The sequence below is a fragment of the Bradyrhizobium tropiciagri genome, assembly GCF_001189845.1.
Taxonomy (GTDB): Bacteria; Pseudomonadota; Alphaproteobacteria; order Rhizobiales; family Xanthobacteraceae; genus Bradyrhizobium; species Bradyrhizobium tropiciagri.
In genome coordinates, this window is the sequence record NZ_LFLZ01000072.1 from 25,165 (window position 1) to 44,804 (window position 19,640).

Consider the following 19,640-nt stretch of genomic DNA (forward strand, 5'->3'; position numbering starts at 1 on the left):
CGCGTCAGAATAAACTGCCGTGATGTAGCACATCCAAATGTCAGCTGTCAGCGCTTCGTCATCCGCAGCAGCTCGTCGATCGCCGCCTGCTGCTGGGCTTTCGGCAGCGTCTGCTCGGACAGCGCGTAGCCGATGAACGCCCAGTAGAAGATCTGCGCCCGGCCGCGCGCCACGTCGTCGGGAAATCCGGCCTGCCGGAGCAGGGTTTCGATATAGCCGATGCGGCGCCGGTCGACCTCAAGCACGGCAGCGCGCGCTGCGGCGTCGGTGGTGGCCCAGCTGCGCACCGCGCGTTCCAGCGCCAGCCGCGCCGAGAAGGTCCGGCGCAGCAGCAGCGCCAGCGCGTCGCCGCCTTGCGGAATGGTCTCGAGCTCGGCGATCACCTGCTCGGCCGCGACCTCGCGCCAATGGTCGAGGATCGCGGCGCGGTAGGCGCCGATGTCGGCGAAATGCCAGTAGAAGCTGCCGCGCGAGACGCCCATGGCCTTGGCCAGCGGCTCGGCCTTGAGCGCCGTGAAGCCGCGCCGCGCCAGCGTCTTCAGGCCCTGATCGAGCCAGTCCTTGGCTGAGAGCTGTTCCGTCATGGTTCCCCATCTGCGCCGCCCACCATACACAAGTGTATTGACAGGCGCCAGCCGTTGACGTTTTATCCATACAGTACTGTATGGAGACTTGCCGATGCGTGATCTTCTGCTGCAAGGCGCCGGTACCATCGCCATCCTGGTCAGCCTGATCCATGGCGTGCTCGGCGAGACCAAGATATTCGCCCGCGCCACCGTCGAGCCGCCGCGGCTGCGCCTGCTGCTCCGCCTGGTCTATCAGGCCGGCACCGTCGCCTGGATCGGCGGCGGCGTGCTGCTGATTGCAGCGCCGGCGATGGCCTCCGATGCCGCGCGGCACTGGATCGTGGCGACGCTCGCGGTCGTGTTCGGCTGCGCCGCGCTGGCGAATGCGGTTGCGACCCGCTTCCGTCATATCGGCTGGATGGCGATGAGCGTGGTCGTGGCGCTCGCTGCCGCCGGCTACTAGCGGGCGCAACGATGACGACTGACCGCATCAGCCTGAGCATCGCGGGTGGCGTCGCCGACGTCAGGCTCAACCGTCCCGACAAGCTCAACGCCCTCGATCCGGCGATGTTTACCGCAATAGCCGACATCGGCGCGCAGCTCGCCGACAACTCAAAGGTCCGCGCCGCGGTGCTGTCGGGCGAAGGCCAGGCCTTCTGCGCCGGCCTCGATATCGAGCGCCTGGTCGCGACGACGGAAGGCGAGTCGATCCTCCCGTTTGCCGATCTCGGCCAACGCACGCACGGCATCGCAAATTTCGCGCAGCATCTGGTGTGGCTCTGGCGCGCGCTGCCGGTGCCGGTGCTCGCTGCCGTCCATGGCATCGCATTCGGCGGCGGCTTTCAGCTGATGCTCGGTGCCGACGTCAGATATCTCGCGCCCGGCACGCGCCTTGCCATCATCGAAGCCAAATGGGGGCTGGTGCCCGACATGGCCGGCACGCTGCTGATGCGCCATCTCGCGCGCGAGGACGTGGTGCGCGAATTGACCTATACTGCGCGCGTCTTCTCCGCCGACGAAGCGCTCGGTTACGGCTTCGCCACCCGAATCGCCGAAGACCCACGCGCCGCCGCACTGGAGACCGCCCGCGCGATCGCTGACCGCAGTCCCGATGCGGTCGGCGCCGCCAAGCGGCTGCTCAATCTTGCCGCCGATCGCGATGCGGCGACCGGGCTCGCCGCCGAGACAGCCGAGCAGGCGCTGCTGCTTGGCGCGCCCAATCACATCGAGGCGGTCAGGGCCAATCTCGAACGACGACCGCCGCAATGGAGGTTTGCATGACCACTGGAGCGGGATTCGATCTGGAGCGTCTGATCGCGACCAATGCGTCGGCGGCCTTCAACCGGCTTGTCGGCCTCGAGGTGATTTCCGCCGCGCGGCGAAGTGGAGCTGCGTATGCCCTGGCGCGATGATCTCACCCAGTATGCAGGCCACCTGCACGCCGGCATGATCGCGGCACTGCTCGACACCGCCTGCGGCTTTGCCGCCGCGTCCGTCGTGGGCTCGGTCACCGCTTCGCATTTCTCGATGAACTGCCTGAGGCCTGCAGTGGGCCGCGGCTTCATCGCCAAGGGCACATTGGTGCGTGCCGGCCGCCGGCAGGTCTTCGCGCGCGCCGAGCTGTTTGCCGCGAACGAGCAGGGCGAGGCCGCGCTGGTCGCGACCGGCGAGACGGTGCTGATCCCGCTCGCGGCCTGATCGGTCAACATTGGAGCATGAACATGTCTCTCGTCCTCGTCACCGGCGGGACGGGCCATCTCGGCCGCGATCTCGTCGATCAACTCGTCCAGGCTGGGCACCGCGTGCGTGTCTTCGCGAGGTCCCCGCAGGCACGGACCGACGTCGAGTGGGCGATCGGCGATCTCGCCACCGGGCAAGGCTTGCGAACTGCGTTGAACGACGTGCACACCGTGATCAATGCCGCGACACATTCGCCGATCGCTCGCCGCGGCGGCTTCAGGCCGGTCGACTTCTTCAAGTCACCGTCGGCGGTGGATGTCGAGGGGACCGCGCGGTTGCTGGCCTTCAGCCACGATGCCGGCGTGCAGCATGTCCTTCAGGTCTCGATCGTCGGGCTCGATGAAGCGACGCTGCCCTATGCACGCGTCAAGCTTGCTGGCGAGCAATTGGTCCGACAGTCGCACGTCTCATGGTCGGTGGTTCGCGCAATGCCGTTCCACTATCTCCTCGAGGATCTGTTGGCAGGCGTGTCCGGTCTTCCGGTGTGGCCGATACCTCGTGCGACGTTCAATCCGGTCGATATATCCGACGTCGCGGACTATCTCGTCAGATGCGCCTTCGACGGAGGACGCGGCATGCGCGCCGAGATCGGCGGACCCGACGACCTCTGCCTGGTCGAGATCGCCCGGCAGTTTCAGGCAGCGCGTGGGCTCCGCCGTGTCATCCTGCCCGTACCACTGTCGGACAAGGCTGCGCGGGGTATGGGTTTTGTGGTGAGCCAAGGGGTCCGCGGCACGCGGTCATGGGCGGATTGGTTGAAGCAGGCTTCCGGGCGGTGGCGGTCGGCCGCGTAATCGGTTGTTCCCGAAAGCAATCGCTGAAGCACAAGGTGCGCGGAACAACGGCAAACAAGTCCGCGCCATAGAGCACGTGTTCTAAATTTATGGGGCCATCAATTTCCGTGCGGAATCGGCTTACGCGCGGATAACCATGCCACTGAAAGTTGTAGAAAATTATCGAGAAGACAATCCAATCGGCCTAGCTTGTCCACGCGGACAACGATGGACCGACGCATGTTTCGTGTTCTGACGTGCCTTTCAGGTGAGCATGACTGGCGGCTGGTTCTGCTGGCCGGACTGGTCTGCTTCGTTGCCAGCATTGTCGCGGTCAACATCTTCCATCGCGCGATCGCCTCGCAGGCGCGGACGCGGCTGATCTGGATCGCGATCGCGGGCGCTGCGATCGGCTACGGCATCTGGGCAACGCATTTCGTCGCCATGTTGGCCTACGAGCCGGGCGTGCCGACCGGCTACGGGATCGTTCTCACCGCGCTGTCGCTTGCGGTGGCGATGATGCTGACATCCGGCGGCCTCGGCCTTGCTGCCAGCGACTCCAGCCCCTGGCGGGCGCCGGTCGGCGGCGCCGTGATCGGAGCCGGCATCGCCAGCATGCATTATCTTGGAATGTGGGCGCTGGAAGTGCCGGGCCACGTGGTGTGGTCGATGGACCTCGTGGCCGCCTCCATCGTGCTCGGCATGCTGTTCGGTTACGCCGCGCTGGCGACCGCGGTCCGTTACCAGGATCGCTGGTCGTCGCTGGTCGCGGCGCTGTTGCTGACGCTTGCGATCGTGTCGCATCATTTCACCGCGATGGGCGCGGTCGAGATCATTCCGGATCCGTTGCTCGCTCCGGAGGCCCTGTCGCTCTCTCCCGCCTTCCTCGCCATCGTGATCGCGGGCGTGGCGCTCTCGGTACTCGGGATGAGCCTGGTCGGCGTGCTCGCGGACCGACGCCTCGCGCTTCGCACCCGCCGCTTCGAGGAGATCATCCGCCAGCTGTCGCTGGCGCGCCAGCAGGTCGAGGCGTCGCAGAAGGAGCTCGAGCAACAGAGGTTCCGGCTCGATACCGCGATCAACCACATGGGCGAGGGCCTCTGCATGTTCGATGCGGAGAAGCGCCTCGTCGTCTGCAATGATCGCTACGCCAAGATGTACCGGCTGCCGCCCGAATTGCTGATGCCCGGCACTGCCCATCGCGAGATCATCACGCACCGGATCGCCAATGGCATTCTCAAGGGCGAGACCAATGACAACGCCGCGACCGAGAAGCTCGCCACGCTGAACGCGCTGCCGGCCGACGAGATCAGCAGCCGGGTCGACGAGCTTGCCGACGGCCGGCTGATCTGCGTGACGCGGCAGCCGATGCCCGGCGGCGGCTGGGTCGCAACCCATCGCGACGTCACCGAACAGCGGCGCTCCGAGGCCAAGATCACCCATATGGCGCAACACGACGCGCTGACCGACCTGCCGAATCGCGTGCTGCTCAAGGAATGGATGGAGCAGGCGCTTTCCGGCGCGAGGTGCGGTGGGCCGGGTCTTGCGGTGCTGATGCTCGATCTCGATCGCTTCAAGGACGTCAACGACACGCTCGGACATCCGGCGGGGGATGCGTTGCTGAAGTCGGTGGCCGCGCGGCTCCGCCGCTGCGTCAGCGACACGACGCTGGTCGCGCGGCTCGGCGGCGACGAGTTCGCTGTCATCGACTACGTCAGCGATCCGGTCACCGAGGCCGGCATGCTCGCGGAGAAGATCCGGAAGGCGCTCAGCGAGCCGATCGATCTCGGCGATCATCGGGTGACCACCACGACCAGCATCGGCATCGCGCTCGCACCGCGCGACGGCACCGATTCGGACGAGGTCCTGCGCAGCGCCGATCTTGCGCTCTATTCGGCCAAGAGCGGTGGACGCGGCTCGTTCCGTTTCTTCGAGCCGGAGTTCGACCGGTTGCTGCAGGCCCGGCGCAGCCTCGAGCGCGACATGCGCAGTGCGCTCGCCAATGGCGAGTTCGAGCTGCATTATCAGCCGTTCATCCATGTCGCGAGCGGGGAGACCTGCGGCTTCGAGGCGCTGCTGCGGTGGCACCATCCGCAGCGCGGCATGGTCTCGCCGGCGCAGTTCATTCCGCTCGCGGAAGAGACCGGCCTGATCGTGCCGCTCGGGGAATGGGTGCTGCGCACTGCCTGTGCGGAAGCCGCCAAATGGCCCGGCGATCTCAAGATCGCGATCAACCTGTCGCCGGTGCAGTTCAGGAGCCCGGAGCTGGTCCCGGTGATCGTGCACGCGCTGGCGAGTGCGGGAATTTCTCCTGACAGGCTCGAGCTCGAAGTCACCGAAACGGCCATCATCCAGGACAGCGAGGCGGTGTTCGCGGCGCTCAGCCAGCTGCACGATCTCGGGGTGCGGATTGCACTCGACGATTTCGGCACCGGCTATTCCTCGCTGAGCTTCCTGCAGAAGTTTCCGTTCGACAAGGTCAAGATCGACCGCAGCTTCGTGTCCGAGCTCTCCGGTGCATCGGACGAGTCGCGCCGGATCGCGCGGGCGATCGTTCGCTTCGCCGTCAGCCTCGGCAAGACGACGACGGCCGAAGGCGTCGAGACCAGGGAGCAGCTCGATATCCTGCGCGCCGACGCCTGCGTGGAAGTGCAGGGCTTCCACTTCAGCCCGCCGGTGCAGAGCGAGAAGGTCGCGCAGATGATCGGTGAGCGGGTCCCGGCAGCGGCCGAACGCCCTGCTGTGGTTCGTCGCGCAATGGCGGGTGCCGCGTCCTGATCGAAGGCGCGCGCCGGCAGATTCGGAACTCCGTAAGGCGTAAGGCCGCAGCACGCGGTCAAAACCGAATTGCGCGTGGAGCGCAAAGCGGTTTTCGCGGCGGTTAGAATTTCTCTAAAGGCTGCCGCTGCCGCGCTTCCTTGACTTGGCAATCCCCTCGGCATTGTTCACCCATGTGCTCGGCGCGATGTGCGTTGTGGGCATGATCGTCAACGGAGGGGAGATGCGCGTGAGAGTGATTTTGAGCGCTGTGCTTGCAGCTGGTGTTCTGGGGCTTGCGGGATCGGCGGCGTTGGCCGACGGCTACAAGACTTGTACCAAGCTCGACAAGGCGTCCTGGAAGCCGGCAAGCGATGCCGAAGCCAAGGCCAAGGCGGCCGGCTACGAGGTGCGCCGCTCGAAGGTCGAAGGCTCCTGCTACGAAGTGTACGGCGTCAAGGAAGGCAAGCTCTACGAGCTGTTCTACAGCCCGGAAGATCTCAGTCTGAAGCACACGATCGCCAAGTGAATCGTCAGGCGAATCGCCAAGTGAAGCGGCGGTGATGACGGAGGCGGCGCCGGGCGCCCGCGGCGCGACCAGCGTGCAGGTCTGGGACCTGCCGCTGCGGCTGTGGCACTGGGCGCTCGCCATCCTCGTCCTGGTCGCGTGGGTGACGCCCAGCTTCTGTGACGGGCTGCATCGGCTAGCGGGCTATTCCGTGATCGGGCTGTTGGCGTTCCGGTTGATCTGGGGCTTTGCCGGCACGCGCTATGCGCGTTTCGGCAAGCTCGGCGTCCGGCTGCGCGCCGCGCCGCGCTACATCTGGAATCTCCGCCGCGGCATCACCGGCCGCTATATCGGGCTCAATCCCGCGGGCACCGTGATGCTGGTGGCGCTGCTGCTCACGCTCGCGGTATCCGCGATCACCGGCGCAATGGAAGTCACCGTGACCTTCTTCGGCGTCTGGTGGGTCGAAGACACCCACGCCTATGCTTCGGATGCAGTGATGATCCTGGTCGCCCTGCATGTGCTCGGCGTCATCGTGGTGGGACTATTGCAGCGTCAGAATCTGGTGCGTGCGATGTTCACCGGACGCAAGCAGCTTCGCGATCGCTGATCAACGCGTGGCTTTTGTTTGGGCATGATCTCCGCGCAAACGCGGAGCGTTTGTCGCGCGGGAAAACCGCTTCGCACTTTTCCGGATCATGCTCATTGCACCGGCGGATCGCCCGAGGTGCGCTTCTTGGCGAGGTCCATCTCGGTGACGGCGATCAGGATCTCGGCGCGGGTCTTCAGGTCGGGCGCCTCGAGCATCGCCTGCTTTTCGGCCGGTCCATAGGGCGACATCATCGCCAGCGCATTGACCAGCGCTTCGTTGGGCGCGGACTCGATGCCCTCCCAGTCGACCTTCAGATTGTTGGCTTCCAGGAAATCGGCGAGCACCTCGAGCAGCGCCTTGCGGTCGACGGCCTCCTCGCCCTTGCGCGCGGTGAAGTCGCCGGTGAAGGAGAAGAAATCGACCTTGCACTGCCGGTAGGGCGTCTGCACGTTCAATTCCTCGACCACCTTGAAGCGCGCGACGCCGGTCAGTTCGAGGATGTAGCGGCCGTCGCCGGATTCGGCGAGCTGGGTGATGCGGCCGACGCAGCCGATGCGGAACAGCACCGGCTTCGCCTCCTTCTGCGAATGAGTCACGTCCGGCTGGATCATGCCGATCAGGCGGTGACCGTCGCGCAGCGCATCGTCGACCATCGCGAGATACCGCGGCTCGAAGATGTTGAGCGGCATCTGGCCGCGCGGCAGCAACAGCGCGCCGGGCAGCGGGAACACCGGGATCACCTCGGGGAGCTCGCCGGGCCCGCGATATTCGGCATTGATCGGCATCTGCGGTCCCGCTGCTGTGACGGGCGAATTTTACGAGAACAGGATGGTCGACAACCGCCGGCGCCCCTCGACGGTTGCCTCATCGGTGCCGCCCCACGCCTCGAAGAACTGCACCAGCTGCTTGCGCGCGCCGTCGTCGTTCCACTTGCGGTCGCGCTTGACGATGGCGAGCAATTGCTCCGTCGCCTCCGCGCGCTTGTTCATCGCATTGAGCGCGGTCGCGAGATCGAACCGGGCCTGATGATCGAGCGGGTTTGCGGCGACTTTCTGTTCGAGCTCGGCGATCGGGCCGACCGACTGCGCCTGTTCGGCGAGATCGATCGCCGCCTGCACCGCCTTCACCGCGGCGTCGTTGCGTTTGGATTCCGGCACCATCGCGAGCGTCTGCTTGGCCTGCTCGACCGCACCTGTCGTCATGTAGCATTTGGCGAGGCCGGCCAGCGCCGCGATATTGGTGGCGTCGTGCGCCAGCACCTCGGCGTAGATCTGTGCCGCACCTTCGGCGTCGCCCTCGGCGAGCACGGCATCGGCCTCGGCCAGGACCTCGGTGAGATTGGGCTCGCCGGCGGCGGGCACACCCTTGGTGATCTTCTCGATGAAGGCGTTGACCTGGCTCTCCGGCACCGCGCCCATGAAGCCATCGGCGGGCTGGCCGTTGACGAATGCGATCACGGCCGGGATCGACTGAATGCCCATCTGGCCCGGGATCTGCGGATGCTCGTCGATGTTCATCTTGACCAGCTTGACCCGACCCTTGGCGTTCTTGACCGCCTTCTCCAGGATCGGCGTCAGCTGCCGGCAGGGGCCGCACCAGGGCGCCCAGAAATCGATCATCACCGGCTGGCGGCGCGATTCCTCGATGACGTCCTTGACGAAGGTCTGGGTCGTCGTCTCCTTGATCAGATCGGGCGCTGCCTGGGGCGTGGTGCCGCCCTGCTCCATTATCGTCACGTTGTCCTCGCCTGCTTCTGAGGTCGGAAATCCGGGGGCGTTCTAGCACGCTCCGTACGGCACGTTCAGCCGTTCTGTGAGCCTAGAGCATGATCCCGGAAAAGTGGGAACCGGTTTTCCGACAGATCACGCCCAGTACATGGCGGTGAGCCGAGAAAATTCAATCGCTCGCCGTCCCATCCCGTTCCATCGGAGATCGGGTGGGCTCGCCCCCCCGGAACGGCTGATGATGGCCGTCCTTGATGGCAACGGGGATCACCCATGGCGAAGGCCTATTACAGCACCGTGTTCGAGCAGCCGGCCGGCGAGGTCTGGAAAATCATCCGCGATTTCAACAATTACCCGGTCTGGGTCCGCGGCGCGGGGTCGAGCGAGATCGAGGACGGCAAGTCCGGCGACACCGTCGGTGCGGTGCGCAACGTGCTGTACCGGGAACGGCGGATCCGGCAGCGGCTGCTCGCGCAGTCCGACGTCGAGCGCTTCCAGACCTACGAATTTGCCGGTCCGGCGACCCTGCCGATGACGGATTTCAGCGCAACCCTGCGGGTCACCCCGGTGGTCGACGGCGACCGGGCCTTTATCGAATGGTGGGCGGTGTTCGATTGCGACGCCGACCGCCGCGTCGAACTGGCGCAGACCCTGACCGGCTGGTTCGAGAGCTGGCTCGAATCGCTCCGGGACGAGATGGCTTTGAGGCCGGTTCCGGCGGAAACATAAAAAGAAATCGTCGCAGCGGCCGGTTTCGGCCGATTCGGGGTCAATTTTTAGCGAAACCGTGCGATTTCGTGAGGGGCAGACCGCGCTCTTGTGTTGCATTCACGGACGGCATTTGGCATAGGTCTGCCGTTGCCGGCGAGCGATCGCCGCCAGTTCGGATGCGGGTGTAGCTCAGTGGTAGAGCACGACCTTGCCAAGGTCGGGGTCGAGGGTTCGAGCCCCTTCGCCCGCTCCAAAATCTCTCGCTGACCGAATATCTCGCCGACAGAGCTGACAGTCTGATGAAGGCCCGCCCCTAATGCGGGCTTTTTTGTTGTTGGCGCGGTCTTGCCGTTTGCCGCGGCCCGCAATGGCCGCTTCCGGCCTCGTTAGCCGTCGAATGGTGCATTCTCAAAACTGATAGGAATCTGTGGTTGTGTCGGCGTTGAAATGGCTGCCGCTCGCGACGCGGCACGCAAGTGAATCATGTCGATCAGCTGGACGCCAGATCCTGCCTTGGAGCGCCGCGTTGCGCGCGCAAGCGTTGCAGCGCTGATCGCGCTTGCCGGCGCCGGGATATGTTCGCCGGCTTCAGCGCAGCAATTGCCGAGCGACTCCGCCTACGCGCCGGCGCCCAGTTTCTTTCCGATGCCCGGCCTTGAGCCGGCTCCCGGCTCCGAGCCCACCCAGCAGCCGCGGACCCGGGTCTACATCACGACGCGCTCGCATTGGGGCGGCGCGCAAAACTTCTGCGTTCGGACCTGCGACGGCCGCTTCTTCCCGCTGCCGCGCGTCAGCGGGGCAGCCGATGTCAGGTCGTGCGAGGCGGCCTGTCCCGCTGCCGAGGTCAAGCTGTATTCCGGCTCTGACATCGACAGCGCCAGGACCGAAGAGGGCGAGACCTACAAGACGCTCGCAAATGCATTCCGGTTTCAGCGCGAGATCGTGCCGCAATGCTCGTGCAGCGCCAGCGCCTCAACCGGTCTGTCGCGGATTGCGATCGAGGACGACATGACGCTTCGGACCGGCGACATCATCGCCGCCGATGATGGCTTCAAGATCGCGGCGATCACCAGTGGCGAGCGGCGCAGCGTGTTGTTCAGGCCGCTGTCGAAGGCCAAGGCGCACGCGCTCGGCCTGGCGCGCCTCTCGTCGCGATAGATTCCAAGCGTTAGCTTCATTCGAATATCACGCTGCGGTGCAGAATGCCTTGTTCGCAGGCAGAGTGCGCAGGAAAATATCGTCTCAAATATCGTCTCAACTTGTTTTGACGCAGCGCACACCGCTGCACGCGCTTTTCAGCGTCGTTGGATGTGCTACCATTTTGCCGTCTGACCTACCTCCAGACCGCCACCATCATCTCTCAGGGCGTTCAAAATCAATAACAGGCAAGCTGCAACGGCTTGCACAGGGGAGTGACGCGATGAAATCGGCTTTCAATCGATCGATACTTGCGTTCGCGGCGGTTGCGCTGCTGGCGGGGACAACCTTCGCCAATGCGCAGCAACAAACTGACAAGAACCGTGCGCTGAAGAAATACGAATCCGGCACCAAGGAATTCTGGACCCATCCGCCGGATGACTGGTTCCTCGGCGACGAGACCGAAGCGCAGAAGGGCCTTGCCCCGCCGTCCGGTCCGCCGACCGGCGCGTCCGATGCCGAACTCGCCAGCATGATGAAGAAGATCAAGCTGCCGCCGGGCTTCAAGATCGAGGTCTATGCCTCGAACGTGCTCGCGGCGCGGCAGATGGCCTGGGGCGACAAGGGTACGCTGTTCGTCGGCTCGTTCGGCCTCGGCAACGTCTATGCGATCAAGGACAACAACGGCAAGAAAGAGGTCAAGACCATCCTCAAGGGCCTCAACATGCCGACCGGCCTCACTTTCAAGGACGGCGCGCTCTATGTCATCGCGGTCGACAAGCTGATCAAGTACGACAATGCCGAAGCCAATCTCGACAATCTCGGCAGCGGCAAGGTGGTGTATGACGACATGCCGTCCTATGCGGCGCATGGCTGGAAATACATCGCCGTCGACAAGGATGGCTGGTTCTACATTCCGTTCGGACCTCCCTTCAACATCGGCATCCCGCCGACCTCGGTGTCGCAGATCCGCCGCGTCGATCCCAAGACCGGCAATGCGGAGATCTGGGCGCTCGGCGTGCGCAACTCGGTCGGCGGCGACGTCGATCCGCGCACCGGCAAGTATTGGTTCACCGAAAACGCCCGCGACTGGATCAGCGACGATCTGCCGAGCGACAAGCTCAACATGATCTCGAAGATCGGCGAGCATTTCGGCTATCCCTATTGCCACCAGGGCAACCTGCCGGACACCAAGTTCGCGATGGGTCACAAGTGCTCGGAGTTCACCCCGCCGGTGTACAATCTCGGCGCACACGTGGCTCCGCTCGGCATGAAGTTCTATACCGGCAGCCAATTCCCGGCCGATTACAAGAACGCGATCCTGATCGCCGAGCACGGCTCCTGGAACCGGCACAAGTACCAGGGCGGCCGCATTGTGAAGATCACCGCGAGCCCCGATGGCAAGAATGCCAAGCAGGAAATCTTCGCCTCCGGTTGGATCGAGGGTGACCAGGGCTATCTCGGCCGTCCCGCCGACATCCTGCTCGACAAGGATGGCTCCATCCTCGTCGCCGACGACTGGGCCGGTGCGATCTATCGCATCAGCTACAGCAAGAAGTAACAGTCGAAGCTCATGAGGCTGCGGCGGCCGTGAGGCGACCGCAGCCTCTGTTGCGATCGGGTAAAGGAACCACCTCGTCATGCCCGGACTTGATCCGGGCATCCATCCAACCAAGAAACCTTCACCAAGCACGATGGATCGCCGGGTCATCCTCGATCAGCTCGAGGACAGACGCCCGGCGATGACAGCCGGAGAAAACTGACATGCGACTTGCGTCCCTTGGAATTCTGGCGACGGCAATTCTCCTCGTTTCGTCCGCCAGTGCCGCCGATGTCGCCGCCGGCAAGGCGAAGGCCGAAATCTGCGCCGGTTGTCATGGCGACAACGGCATCTCGCAGACCGAGAACATTCCATCGCTGGCCGGACAGCTCGACCAATTCATTCAGTGGCAGCTGGTGTTCTTCCGCGCCGGCGCACGCAAGAACGAGCAGATGCAGCCGATCGTCGAGCAGCTCAACAACGACGACATCCGCAATCTCGGCGCCTATTTCGGGTCGCTGCCGCCGTTCAAGGGCGGCAAGGACGACAATCCCGATTTGTCCGAGAAGGGCAAGCAGGCGGCGGCCGGCCGCCGCTGCGCCTCATGCCATGGCGACACCTTCGCCGGCACCAAGGCGGTCGCCCGCATCGCCGGCCAGCGCGAGGAATATCTCGTCAAGGCGCTGCACGACTACAAGTCGGGCCAGCGCTCCGGCGGCGCGCAGGCCGCGATGGCCGATGTGGCGTATCCCTTGAGCGACGAGGAGATCACCGCGCTCGCGCATTATCTGGCGCATTTGTAGCGACGCGGCACTCTGCCATCCTCCCCTGGAGGGGTCGAGACGAGCGAAGCTCGCTCTGGGATCGGCGCGAATGCAATGAGCGACGAGGTGGGGTGACAGTCTCTCCACTCGAACAGTGCCCGTGTTGAGAGATCACCCCACCCCGTCTCACATCTCGCTTCGCTCGGTGTGAGCCGACCCTCCCCCTCCAGGGGAGGGTGGAGGCTACCCCCGCTGCTTCTCATACGCTTTGAGATGCGTGTAGGCCGTGCGCAGCTTCGGCACCGGGATCTTGGCCGCATCGGCGCGCACGATCAGGTCGCCGATCACGTGGTCGGCTTCGACCGGCAGCCCCGCCTTGATGTCGCGGAACATCGACGCGGTCATCGGCGAGCCTTCGGTGGTCAAGAGCCCGCGGGTGCGCTGGAAGAACGGGCCGCCCGGCGCGTGGCCGGCGTCGGCCGCGATCGCGCTGCATTCGTCGAGAATGCCGAGCAGGAAGTCCTTGCCGCCGGGGGCGGCCAGGATGTTGCCGACCGAGGTTCGCATCAGGCTGGTGGAGGCGGCGAGCGAGGCCAGGAACACCCACTTCTCCCACATGTCCTGCATGATGTGGTCGCTGGCGGCCGCGCCGTTGACGACGGAGAAAGTGTCGGCGATCGCGCGCACCCGGTCCGACAGACCGCCGGCGCGTTCGCCGAAGGCGAGCGACTGCATCGGCTGCAGCTGCACCACCTCGCGCTTCTCGTTCAGCGTCGCCGCGATCGCGCAGAGGCCGCCGAGCACATGCTGGGCGCCGAACTTCTTCTCCAGCGCATCGAGATGCAGCATGCCGTTGAGCAGCGGGATGATCGTGGTCTTGTCGCCGACACCAGGTGCGAACGACTTGATCGCGTCCTCGAGGTCGAACGCCTTGCAGCTCAGCAGCACAACGTCGAACTTGTCCGAGAGCTTGTCGGCCTGCACCGTCGGCGGATTGCTCAGCGTGACATCGCCGTTCGGGCTCCTGATCACGAGCCCGGCGGAGGCGAGCTCGGCGGCGCGGCGGGGCCGCACCAGGAAGGTGACGTCGCGGCCGGCCTGAAGCATCCGGCCGCCGAAATAACCGCCGATCGCACCGGCGCCGACCACGAGAACACGCATGGGAATTTTTCCTTCTTTGTAGTTGCCCGGAAGCTAGGGGCGAATGGGGAGTGGCGAATAGATTGGGAACTGAACCGTCTATTCGCTACCCGCTATTCACGGCCGGCTCATCTCACTTTCCCGACACCATTTCCTCGACTTCGCGCAGCTGCTCCTTGCCGAAGAAGATCTCCTTGCCGACGAAGAAGGTCGGCGAGCCGAACGCGCCGCGTTCGACGGCCGACTGGGTGTATTCGATCAGCTTGCCCTTCACATCGGCGTCCTGCGCGCGGGCGAACAGCTTTGCGGCATCCAGGCCGGAGGACGCCAGGCTTTGCCGGCCACTTCCGGATCGTCCATCTTCTTCGGCTCGACCCACATGTGGTGGAAAGCCGCCTCGATATACTTCTCGAACACACCCTCGAACTGGGCGGCGACCGCCGCGCGCATCAGGTTCAGCGTGTTGACCGGGAAGAACGGGTTCCAGGTGTAGGGCTTGACGTTGAAGCGCTTGAGGAAGCGCTCGGTCTCGATCTTCATGAACTCGGGCTTATTCTTGACGCCCGCCAGCGTCTCGGCCGGCGACTTGTTGTTGGTGGCCTTGAAGATGCCGCCGAGCAGGATCGGGACATATTCGAATTTGACGCCGGTGCGCTGTTCGATCGCCGGGATCGCCTCATGGCTGAGGAACGCGTTGGGGCTGCCGAAATCGAACAGGAATTGCGGATTTTGGCTCACGGCGGTTTCTCCCTCAGCTTGTCTTGTTTGGGCTCATTGTAGCATGGGCCTATCGTCGCAGGCGCCATCGGTAGAATATGATACTCATCATGTGAGCAGCAGTGCATGATGTCAAATCAGCCGCTTGATGGTCTGCTTGCGCCATACCAGGGCGTAATAGGCCATCTGCAACAGGAACATGGTTGCGAAGGTGACGGGATAGGCGATCCAGATGCCGCTCATGCCGATGGCGCGGCTGAGCAGGGTCGCGACCGGCACCTCGACCGCCGCGATCGCCAGGGTCGAGATGAACAGCGGCATCCACACCGTGCCGCCGGCGCGCATCGCGCCAGAAAACACCGTCGCCATGCCGAACAGCACCATGCTCCACAGCACGATGTACAGCAGCTGCTGGGCGAGCGCGAGCACCGCAGGGTCGACGATGAAGAAGCCCATCAGCGGCCGCGCAAAGAGATAGCCGAGCACGACCAGTCCACCGGTCAGCGCGAGATTCATTTCGAGCCCGGTCCTGACGATGGCGCCGACCCGGCCGGGTTCACCGCGGCCGATCGCCTGCGCGCCGAAGATCGAGGTCGTGATGGCGATCGAGATCGCCGGGAACTGCACATAGCCGATCACCTGGTTGACCGCGCCATAGGCGGCGGTGGCGTCCGAGCCGAATCCGTTGACGAGGCCGAGCAGCACCAGTTCGGCGAGCGAGACCACCACCATGCCGATCGCAGTCGGAATGCCGAGCCGCAGCACGATGCGCAGCAACGCGCCGTTCGGCCGCATCGCACGCAGGAACGCCGTGTCGAAGGCGAGCGGGTGCTTGTGCCTGAGCATGTGGACATGCAGCCAGAGCAGCGTCACGACGCCCGAGACGGCGGAGGCAATCGCGGCACTGGCGACGCCCAGCATCGGCAGGCCGAGCCAGCCGCGGATCAGCGCGGGCGTCACCACGAGCCCAACGACGGTCGAGACCGTCAGCGCCACCAGCGGCGTCACGGTGTCGCCGACGCCGCGCATCATCGCCGCGAGCAGCAGGAACGCGAAGGTTACCGGCATCGTGATCATCATGATCCGCGCATAGGACACCGCGGCGTCGAGGACGTCAGGCGGCGTGGCGAGCGCGACTAGGAGCGGCCGGGCGAACAGGCCGCCGAGAATGGCGATCGCCAGCGCGAGCAGCAGCGTCACCGTCATGGTGGTGCCGGCAACTGCCTTGACCCGGTCGGGCTCGCCGGCGCCCCAGGCCTGGCCGATCATGACCGAGGCACCCGCGCTGAGGCCGATCACGAAGGAGATGAAGAAGAACATCACCGGGAAGAACACCGACGCCGCCGCGAGCGCGTCGACCCCGATCATCTGGCCGAGATAGACGCCGTTGATGGTGCCGAACAGCGACTGCAGCACATTGCTCAGCAGCATCGGTGCGAGGAAGAGCAGGAAGGATTTGCGGAGGGAGGGAGGTGTGGACACGTTCAAATTCCAAAAACTGAGATCGTCAGGGCGGCAGTGGGACGCAGGCGCCGCTCACCTCGCCTCGCGTGCGGGGAGAGGTCGGAACGCATCGCGAGATGCGTTCCGGGTGAGGGGGAGTCTCCGCAAATTCAGCTATCGCCGAGTATGCGGAGGCAGCCCCCCCCAACCCTCTCCCCGTAAGAACGGGGCGAGGGAGTGCTGCGCCGTCGCGGTTGGTGTTCAACCTAATCTCACCACGAGCTAGTCCGCTTGATCGCTATAGGCGAGCGCGATGGCGTGGTCGCGGATATCGGCCGGCCAGTCCGCGATCAGGGCCGCGAAGCGCCGCCGGTCGTGCGCGAACAGCGCGCGGATCGCCTCCTCGTAATGCGGCCGGTTGCCGGCCATCGTGGTCATGAAGCGATAGGCGGCATCCTGTGCAGCGCGCGCGCGGTCCTTGTCGCCGCTTGAGCGCCGGGCCTCGTCGACCAGCTTGCGGATCGCAACCGATGCGCCGCCCTTCTGCTGCGCGAGCCAGTCCCAATGCCGCGGCAACAGCGTGATCTCGCGCGCGACGACGCCAAGCTTTGGTCGTCCCGGCCCGCGTGGCGCGGCCGGTGCCGCCGGCTCCTCGTCGAGCGGACGGGCGGGCTTGGGCAGCCGCGCCAGCACGTCGTCGACCGAGCCGCGGAAGTCGATATCGACCAGCGCCGAGGTGCGGCCGTTGAACACCAGGACCGCGGCATCCTTGTGCCGGTCGAGGTGCTGCTTGGCGGCGCGCGCAACCTCCGGGAGGTCACCGGCCCCGATGCGATGCTCGCCTTCGAAGGCGACATAGGCAGGATTCATGATAGACCTCTCCGATTGCGCGACATAATGCCCGGGTTATTCCGGGCCATTGCGGTGCGTGGATCTCGACTTTCCTGTTCCCGGCTGGCACCAAACGCCGCCCGATTGCGCTGACATTTGAGAGGACGCCCATGCTGACGGTTCATCACCTCAACAATTCCCGCTCGCAGCGCGTGCTGTGGCTGCTCGAGGAATTGGGCGTTCCTTACGAGATCGTGCGCTACCAGCGGCAACCCGACATGCGGGCGCCGAAGGAGCTGCGCGCGATCCATCCGCTCGGCAAGTCGCCCGTCGTCACCGACAACGGCAACACCATCGCCGAATCCGGCGCGATCCTCGAATACATCATCGGATCTCACGGCAATGGCCGCCTGATCCCGCAGGCCGATACGCCGGAGCGGCTGCGCTACACCTATTGGCTGCACTACGCCGAGGGATCGGCGATGACGCCGCTGCTCTTGAAGCTGCTGTTCACGCTGATGCCGAAGCGCGCGCCGGCGCTGCTGCGGCCGCTGGTGCGCAAGGTCTCGAACCAGGCGCTGTCCACGCTGGTCAATCCGCAGCTCAAGCAGCACATGGCCTATTGGGAAGGCGAGCTCGGCAAGAGCGAATGGTTCGCCGGCAACGAATTCTCCGGCGCCGACATCCAGATGAGCTTTCCGCTGGAAGCGGCCGCCGCGCGCGGCGGGCTTGAGGACGGCCATCCCAAATGCGTGGCGTTCCTCGAACGCATCCACGCCCGCCCGGCCTATGCGCGGGCGCTGGAGAAGGGTGGGCCGTACGAGGTCGGCCGATAAACGCGCGCTCATCGCGGCAGCTCGACCAGCGGCAGCAGCCGTGAATCGGCGAGCGCCGCGGTGCGATGCCCGATGCCGGCCAGATAGGCCTCTGCCACCGCAAAGGCGAGAAATGCGCCGCGGCTCTTCTGCCGGATCAGCATCGCGCGGTCCCAGCGCTCGCCCTCGGGCCCGATCAGGAACGCCCCGCCGTCACCCATGAACAGGATGTCGCCGCCGCTCCTTTGCAGATGCGGGAGCGTGTGCGCGACATAGCGGTCGTACGCCTCCGCGCCGGATATCGGCTGCGGCGGGGCGAGCTCGGGGTCCTGCGAATAATCGGCGATCTCGCGGAAGCGCAGCAGGTTGAGCATCACCAGCTCGCCGGTGATCTCGCGCTGGGCAAAGTCGCGCCCGGCGTTCCAGGTCGGCTCCAGATAGCAGGTGGTGTCCATGTTGGTCGTCCCGTCGGGTTCGGATGGGCATTTTTTACCCGGGCATAATTGCCTTGTCAATAATACCCGGATATAAATCATCACGCCACGACGACAGGAGCCCCCATGAAGACCGAGGACCGCAAGCTGGCCATCGCCGATTACAAGAAGCGCGCGAGCGTTGCCGGCGTGTTCGCGATCCGCTGCCGCGCGACCGGCGCGGTCTGGGTCGGGCAGGCGCTCGATCTCGACAAGATCCAGAACCGGATCTGGTTCACGCTGCGGATGGGCAGTCATCGCAATGCCGAGCTGCAGCGCGCCTGGTCGGCGCATGGCGCGGACAATCTGTCGCTCGAAACGCTGGAGCGGATCGAAGATGAGGAGCTCGCCTATGTGCGCGACACGCTGCTCAAGGAGCGCGTGGCGCACTGGCGCGCGCAGCTGAAGGCGTCCGCAGTCTAGTCGCGCTCAACGCGACGTCTGCGGCAGCGCCTGCACGGTGACACCGGGCGGCGGCACGTCGTCGTCAGGCACGAAGAAATCCGACATCAGCGGCACCGATGGATCGACGCGGTAGTGCTCGAAGTCGCGCACGCCGTTGGCATAGAGCACCTTGTCGTCGATGCAGAAACGCCCGGTGAATTCGCGCGACGGCCGCGTGATGATCGCATAGGCCGCATCGCCCATGATCTCGGGGGTGCGGCTCGCGCGCATCATGGCATCGCCGCCGAGCAGATTGCCGACCGCGGCGGTCGCGATCGTGGTGCGCGGCCACAGCGCGTTGACCGCGACGCCGGCCGATTTCAACTCGCCGGCCAGCCCGAGCACGCACATGCTCATGCCGAATTTCGCCATCGTGTAGGCGGTCGAGTGCTCGAACCATTTGGTCTTCATGTCGAGCGGCGGCGACAGCATCAGGATGTGCGGGTTCTCCGCCTTCTTCAGATGCGGAATGCAGTATTTCGACACCATGAAGGTGCCGCGGGTGTTGATCCCCATCATCAGATCGTAGCGCTTCATGTCGGTGGCCTGCGAATTGGTCAGGCTGATCGCGCTGGCATTGTTGACGCAGACGTCGATGCCGCCGAACTCGGCGACGGTTTGCTCGATCGCCGCCATCACCTGGACCTCGTCCCTGATGTCGCAAATGACCGGCAGCGCCTTGCCGCCGGCGGCGCGGACTTCGTCGGCGGCGGTATAGATCGTGCCCTTCAGCTTCGGATGCGGCTCGGCGGTCTTCGCCGCGATCGCGACATTGGCGCCGTCACGCGCGGCGCGCAACGCGATCGCCAGCCCAATGCCGCGGCTCGCGCCGGAGATGAACAGCGTCTTGCCTTTGAGCGATGTCATCTGCTGCCTCCTCCACAGTTAGGAACGCACACTAGCAGGGCTCCCTCCCCCTTGCGGGGGAGGGTTGGGGAGAGGGGTAAGCCACATACACCACCTTC

The 19,640-nt window shown here is 65.0% G+C and carries 22 protein-coding genes, 1 tRNA gene and 1 pseudogene; 15 read left to right on the top strand and 9 right to left on the bottom strand.

The features are described from left to right. Positions 1-47: 47 nt before the first annotated feature. Positions 48-584, bottom strand: a complete 537-nt coding sequence (locus AKN84_RS36220) for a TetR/AcrR family transcriptional regulator (protein WP_050425217.1) — start codon at positions 582-584, stop codon at positions 48-50. Positions 585-678: 94 nt separating this feature from the next. On the opposite strand from AKN84_RS36220, the gene AKN84_RS36225 reads away from it, so the two are divergent. From AKN84_RS36225 to AKN84_RS36255, 8 genes are all read left to right on the top strand, one after another. Further along, positions 679-1,029, top strand: a complete 351-nt coding sequence (locus AKN84_RS36225) for a hypothetical protein (protein ID WP_050425218.1) — start codon at positions 679-681, stop codon at positions 1,027-1,029. A gap of 11 nt (positions 1,030-1,040) precedes the next feature. Continuing rightward, positions 1,041-1,847 (top strand): crotonase/enoyl-CoA hydratase family protein, encoded by an 807-nt coding sequence (locus AKN84_RS36230; RefSeq protein WP_050425219.1) that lies wholly within the window; start codon positions 1,041-1,043, stop codon positions 1,845-1,847. After that, complete coding sequence (locus AKN84_RS50130) at positions 1,844-1,978, top strand: hypothetical protein (protein WP_283805565.1); 135 nt, start codon at positions 1,844-1,846, stop codon at positions 1,976-1,978. Before AKN84_RS36230 ends, AKN84_RS50130 begins: the two co-directional genes overlap by 4 nt. Further along, positions 1,962-2,264 (top strand): PaaI family thioesterase, encoded by a 303-nt coding sequence (locus tag AKN84_RS36235; protein ID WP_244485689.1) that lies wholly within the window; start codon positions 1,962-1,964, stop codon positions 2,262-2,264. Before AKN84_RS50130 ends, AKN84_RS36235 begins: the two co-directional genes overlap by 17 nt. 23 nt (positions 2,265-2,287) lie before the next feature. Further along, entirely contained in the window at positions 2,288-3,100 is an 813-nt protein-coding gene (locus AKN84_RS36240) for an SDR family oxidoreductase (protein ID WP_050425236.1), read from the top strand. 219 nt (positions 3,101-3,319) lie between these two features. Further along, positions 3,320-5,857, top strand: a complete 2,538-nt coding sequence (locus AKN84_RS36245; protein ID WP_050425237.1) for an EAL domain-containing protein — start codon at positions 3,320-3,322, stop codon at positions 5,855-5,857. Positions 5,858-6,080: 223 nt separating this feature from the next. Beyond that, positions 6,081-6,365, top strand: coding sequence for a PepSY domain-containing protein (locus tag AKN84_RS36250; protein WP_050425238.1), 285 nt, complete (start codon positions 6,081-6,083; stop codon positions 6,363-6,365). 34 nt (positions 6,366-6,399) lie between these two features. Then, complete coding sequence (locus AKN84_RS36255) at positions 6,400-6,954, top strand: cytochrome b/b6 domain-containing protein (protein WP_050425220.1); 555 nt, start codon at positions 6,400-6,402, stop codon at positions 6,952-6,954. A gap of 92 nt (positions 6,955-7,046) precedes the next feature. Here AKN84_RS36255 and AKN84_RS36260 read toward each other — a convergent pair whose 3' ends face one another. Beyond that, the gene (locus tag AKN84_RS36260; RefSeq protein WP_050425221.1) at positions 7,047-7,721 is read right to left on the bottom strand and encodes an LON peptidase substrate-binding domain-containing protein; all 675 of its coding nucleotides are present in this window, start codon (positions 7,719-7,721) and stop codon (positions 7,047-7,049) included. Positions 7,722-7,751: 30 nt separating this feature from the next. Beyond that, on the bottom strand, positions 7,752-8,672 hold the full coding sequence (gene trxA / locus AKN84_RS36265) for a thioredoxin (RefSeq protein WP_050425222.1): 921 nt from the start codon (positions 8,670-8,672) through the stop codon (positions 7,752-7,754). A gap of 261 nt (positions 8,673-8,933) precedes the next feature. On the opposite strand from trxA, the gene AKN84_RS36270 reads away from it, so the two are divergent. From AKN84_RS36270 to AKN84_RS36290, 5 genes are all read left to right on the top strand, one after another. Next, on the top strand, positions 8,934-9,389 hold the full coding sequence (locus tag AKN84_RS36270; RefSeq protein ID WP_050425223.1) for an SRPBCC family protein: 456 nt from the start codon (positions 8,934-8,936) through the stop codon (positions 9,387-9,389). 160 nt (positions 9,390-9,549) lie between these two features. Then, a tRNA-Gly gene (locus AKN84_RS36275) sits at positions 9,550-9,624 on the top strand. Between the two features lie 230 nt (positions 9,625-9,854). After that, on the top strand, positions 9,855-10,529 hold the full coding sequence (locus AKN84_RS36280; protein ID WP_050425224.1) for a DUF2865 domain-containing protein: 675 nt from the start codon (positions 9,855-9,857) through the stop codon (positions 10,527-10,529). Between the two features lie 262 nt (positions 10,530-10,791). Continuing rightward, complete coding sequence (locus AKN84_RS36285; RefSeq protein WP_050425225.1) at positions 10,792-12,069, top strand: PQQ-dependent sugar dehydrogenase; 1,278 nt, start codon at positions 10,792-10,794, stop codon at positions 12,067-12,069. A gap of 203 nt (positions 12,070-12,272) precedes the next feature. Further along, on the top strand, positions 12,273-12,851 hold the full coding sequence (locus AKN84_RS36290; protein ID WP_050425226.1) for a c-type cytochrome: 579 nt from the start codon (positions 12,273-12,275) through the stop codon (positions 12,849-12,851). Between the two features lie 204 nt (positions 12,852-13,055). Here the strand turns inward: AKN84_RS36290 and panE are convergent, their stop codons facing one another. From panE to AKN84_RS36310, 4 genes and pseudogenes are all read right to left on the bottom strand, one after another. Further along, the gene (panE, locus tag AKN84_RS36295; protein ID WP_050425227.1) at positions 13,056-13,973 is read right to left on the bottom strand and encodes a 2-dehydropantoate 2-reductase; all 918 of its coding nucleotides are present in this window, start codon (positions 13,971-13,973) and stop codon (positions 13,056-13,058) included. A 112-nt stretch (positions 13,974-14,085) separates the two neighbouring features. Continuing rightward, positions 14,086-14,690 (bottom strand): annotated as a pseudogene (locus AKN84_RS36300) (DsbA family protein). Between the two features lie 111 nt (positions 14,691-14,801). Continuing rightward, a complete protein-coding gene (locus tag AKN84_RS36305; RefSeq protein WP_128971465.1) occupies positions 14,802-16,157 on the bottom strand; it encodes an MATE family efflux transporter in 1,356 nt (451 codons plus the stop codon). Between the two features lie 237 nt (positions 16,158-16,394). Continuing rightward, positions 16,395-16,982, bottom strand: coding sequence for a DUF2239 family protein (locus AKN84_RS36310; RefSeq protein WP_050425229.1), 588 nt, complete (start codon positions 16,980-16,982; stop codon positions 16,395-16,397). A 131-nt stretch (positions 16,983-17,113) separates the two neighbouring features. Here AKN84_RS36310 and AKN84_RS36315 point away from each other — a divergent pair, with 131 nt between their 5' ends. After that, complete coding sequence (locus AKN84_RS36315) at positions 17,114-17,779, top strand: glutathione S-transferase family protein (RefSeq protein WP_050425230.1); 666 nt, start codon at positions 17,114-17,116, stop codon at positions 17,777-17,779. A gap of 8 nt (positions 17,780-17,787) precedes the next feature. Here AKN84_RS36315 and AKN84_RS36320 read toward each other — a convergent pair whose 3' ends face one another. Continuing rightward, on the bottom strand, positions 17,788-18,213 hold the full coding sequence (locus AKN84_RS36320; protein ID WP_050425231.1) for a DUF1330 domain-containing protein: 426 nt from the start codon (positions 18,211-18,213) through the stop codon (positions 17,788-17,790). A 105-nt stretch (positions 18,214-18,318) separates the two neighbouring features. Between AKN84_RS36320 and AKN84_RS36325 the strand changes: the two genes are divergently transcribed. Beyond that, positions 18,319-18,654, top strand: a complete 336-nt coding sequence (locus AKN84_RS36325; RefSeq protein WP_050425232.1) for a GIY-YIG nuclease family protein — start codon at positions 18,319-18,321, stop codon at positions 18,652-18,654. Positions 18,655-18,660: 6 nt separating this feature from the next. On the opposite strand, the gene AKN84_RS36330 is transcribed toward AKN84_RS36325, so the two are convergent. Beyond that, the gene (locus AKN84_RS36330; protein WP_050425233.1) at positions 18,661-19,542 is read right to left on the bottom strand and encodes an SDR family oxidoreductase; all 882 of its coding nucleotides are present in this window, start codon (positions 19,540-19,542) and stop codon (positions 18,661-18,663) included. Between the last annotated feature and the right edge of the window lie 98 nt (positions 19,543-19,640).

Coding starts and splice junctions, on each gene's coding strand:
- AKN84_RS36220 (WP_050425217.1), bottom strand. CDS start 584: ATGACGGAACAGCTCTCAGCCAAGGACTGGCTCGATCAGGGCCTGAAG.
- AKN84_RS36225 (WP_050425218.1), top strand. CDS start 679: ATGCGTGATCTTCTGCTGCAAGGCGCCGGTACCATCGCCATCCTGGTC.
- AKN84_RS36230 (WP_050425219.1), top strand. CDS start 1,041: ATGACGACTGACCGCATCAGCCTGAGCATCGCGGGTGGCGTCGCCGAC.
- AKN84_RS50130 (WP_283805565.1), top strand. CDS start 1,844: ATGACCACTGGAGCGGGATTCGATCTGGAGCGTCTGATCGCGACCAAT.
- AKN84_RS36235 (WP_244485689.1), top strand. CDS start 1,962: ATGCCCTGGCGCGATGATCTCACCCAGTATGCAGGCCACCTGCACGCC.
- AKN84_RS36240 (WP_050425236.1), top strand. CDS start 2,288: ATGTCTCTCGTCCTCGTCACCGGCGGGACGGGCCATCTCGGCCGCGAT.
- AKN84_RS36245 (WP_050425237.1), top strand. CDS start 3,320: ATGTTTCGTGTTCTGACGTGCCTTTCAGGTGAGCATGACTGGCGGCTG.
- AKN84_RS36250 (WP_050425238.1), top strand. CDS start 6,081: ATGCGCGTGAGAGTGATTTTGAGCGCTGTGCTTGCAGCTGGTGTTCTG.
- AKN84_RS36255 (WP_050425220.1), top strand. CDS start 6,400: ATGACGGAGGCGGCGCCGGGCGCCCGCGGCGCGACCAGCGTGCAGGTC.
- AKN84_RS36260 (WP_050425221.1), bottom strand. CDS start 7,721: ATGCCGATCAATGCCGAATATCGCGGGCCCGGCGAGCTCCCCGAGGTG.
- AKN84_RS36270 (WP_050425223.1), top strand. CDS start 8,934: ATGGCGAAGGCCTATTACAGCACCGTGTTCGAGCAGCCGGCCGGCGAG.
- AKN84_RS36280 (WP_050425224.1), top strand. CDS start 9,855: ATGTCGATCAGCTGGACGCCAGATCCTGCCTTGGAGCGCCGCGTTGCG.
- AKN84_RS36285 (WP_050425225.1), top strand. CDS start 10,792: ATGAAATCGGCTTTCAATCGATCGATACTTGCGTTCGCGGCGGTTGCG.
- AKN84_RS36290 (WP_050425226.1), top strand. CDS start 12,273: ATGCGACTTGCGTCCCTTGGAATTCTGGCGACGGCAATTCTCCTCGTT.
- panE (WP_050425227.1), bottom strand. CDS start 13,973: ATGCGTGTTCTCGTGGTCGGCGCCGGTGCGATCGGCGGTTATTTCGGC.
- AKN84_RS36310 (WP_050425229.1), bottom strand. CDS start 16,982: ATGAATCCTGCCTATGTCGCCTTCGAAGGCGAGCATCGCATCGGGGCC.
- AKN84_RS36315 (WP_050425230.1), top strand. CDS start 17,114: ATGCTGACGGTTCATCACCTCAACAATTCCCGCTCGCAGCGCGTGCTG.
- AKN84_RS36320 (WP_050425231.1), bottom strand. CDS start 18,213: ATGGACACCACCTGCTATCTGGAGCCGACCTGGAACGCCGGGCGCGAC.
- AKN84_RS36325 (WP_050425232.1), top strand. CDS start 18,319: ATGAAGACCGAGGACCGCAAGCTGGCCATCGCCGATTACAAGAAGCGC.
- AKN84_RS36330 (WP_050425233.1), bottom strand. CDS start 19,542: ATGACATCGCTCAAAGGCAAGACGCTGTTCATCTCCGGCGCGAGCCGC.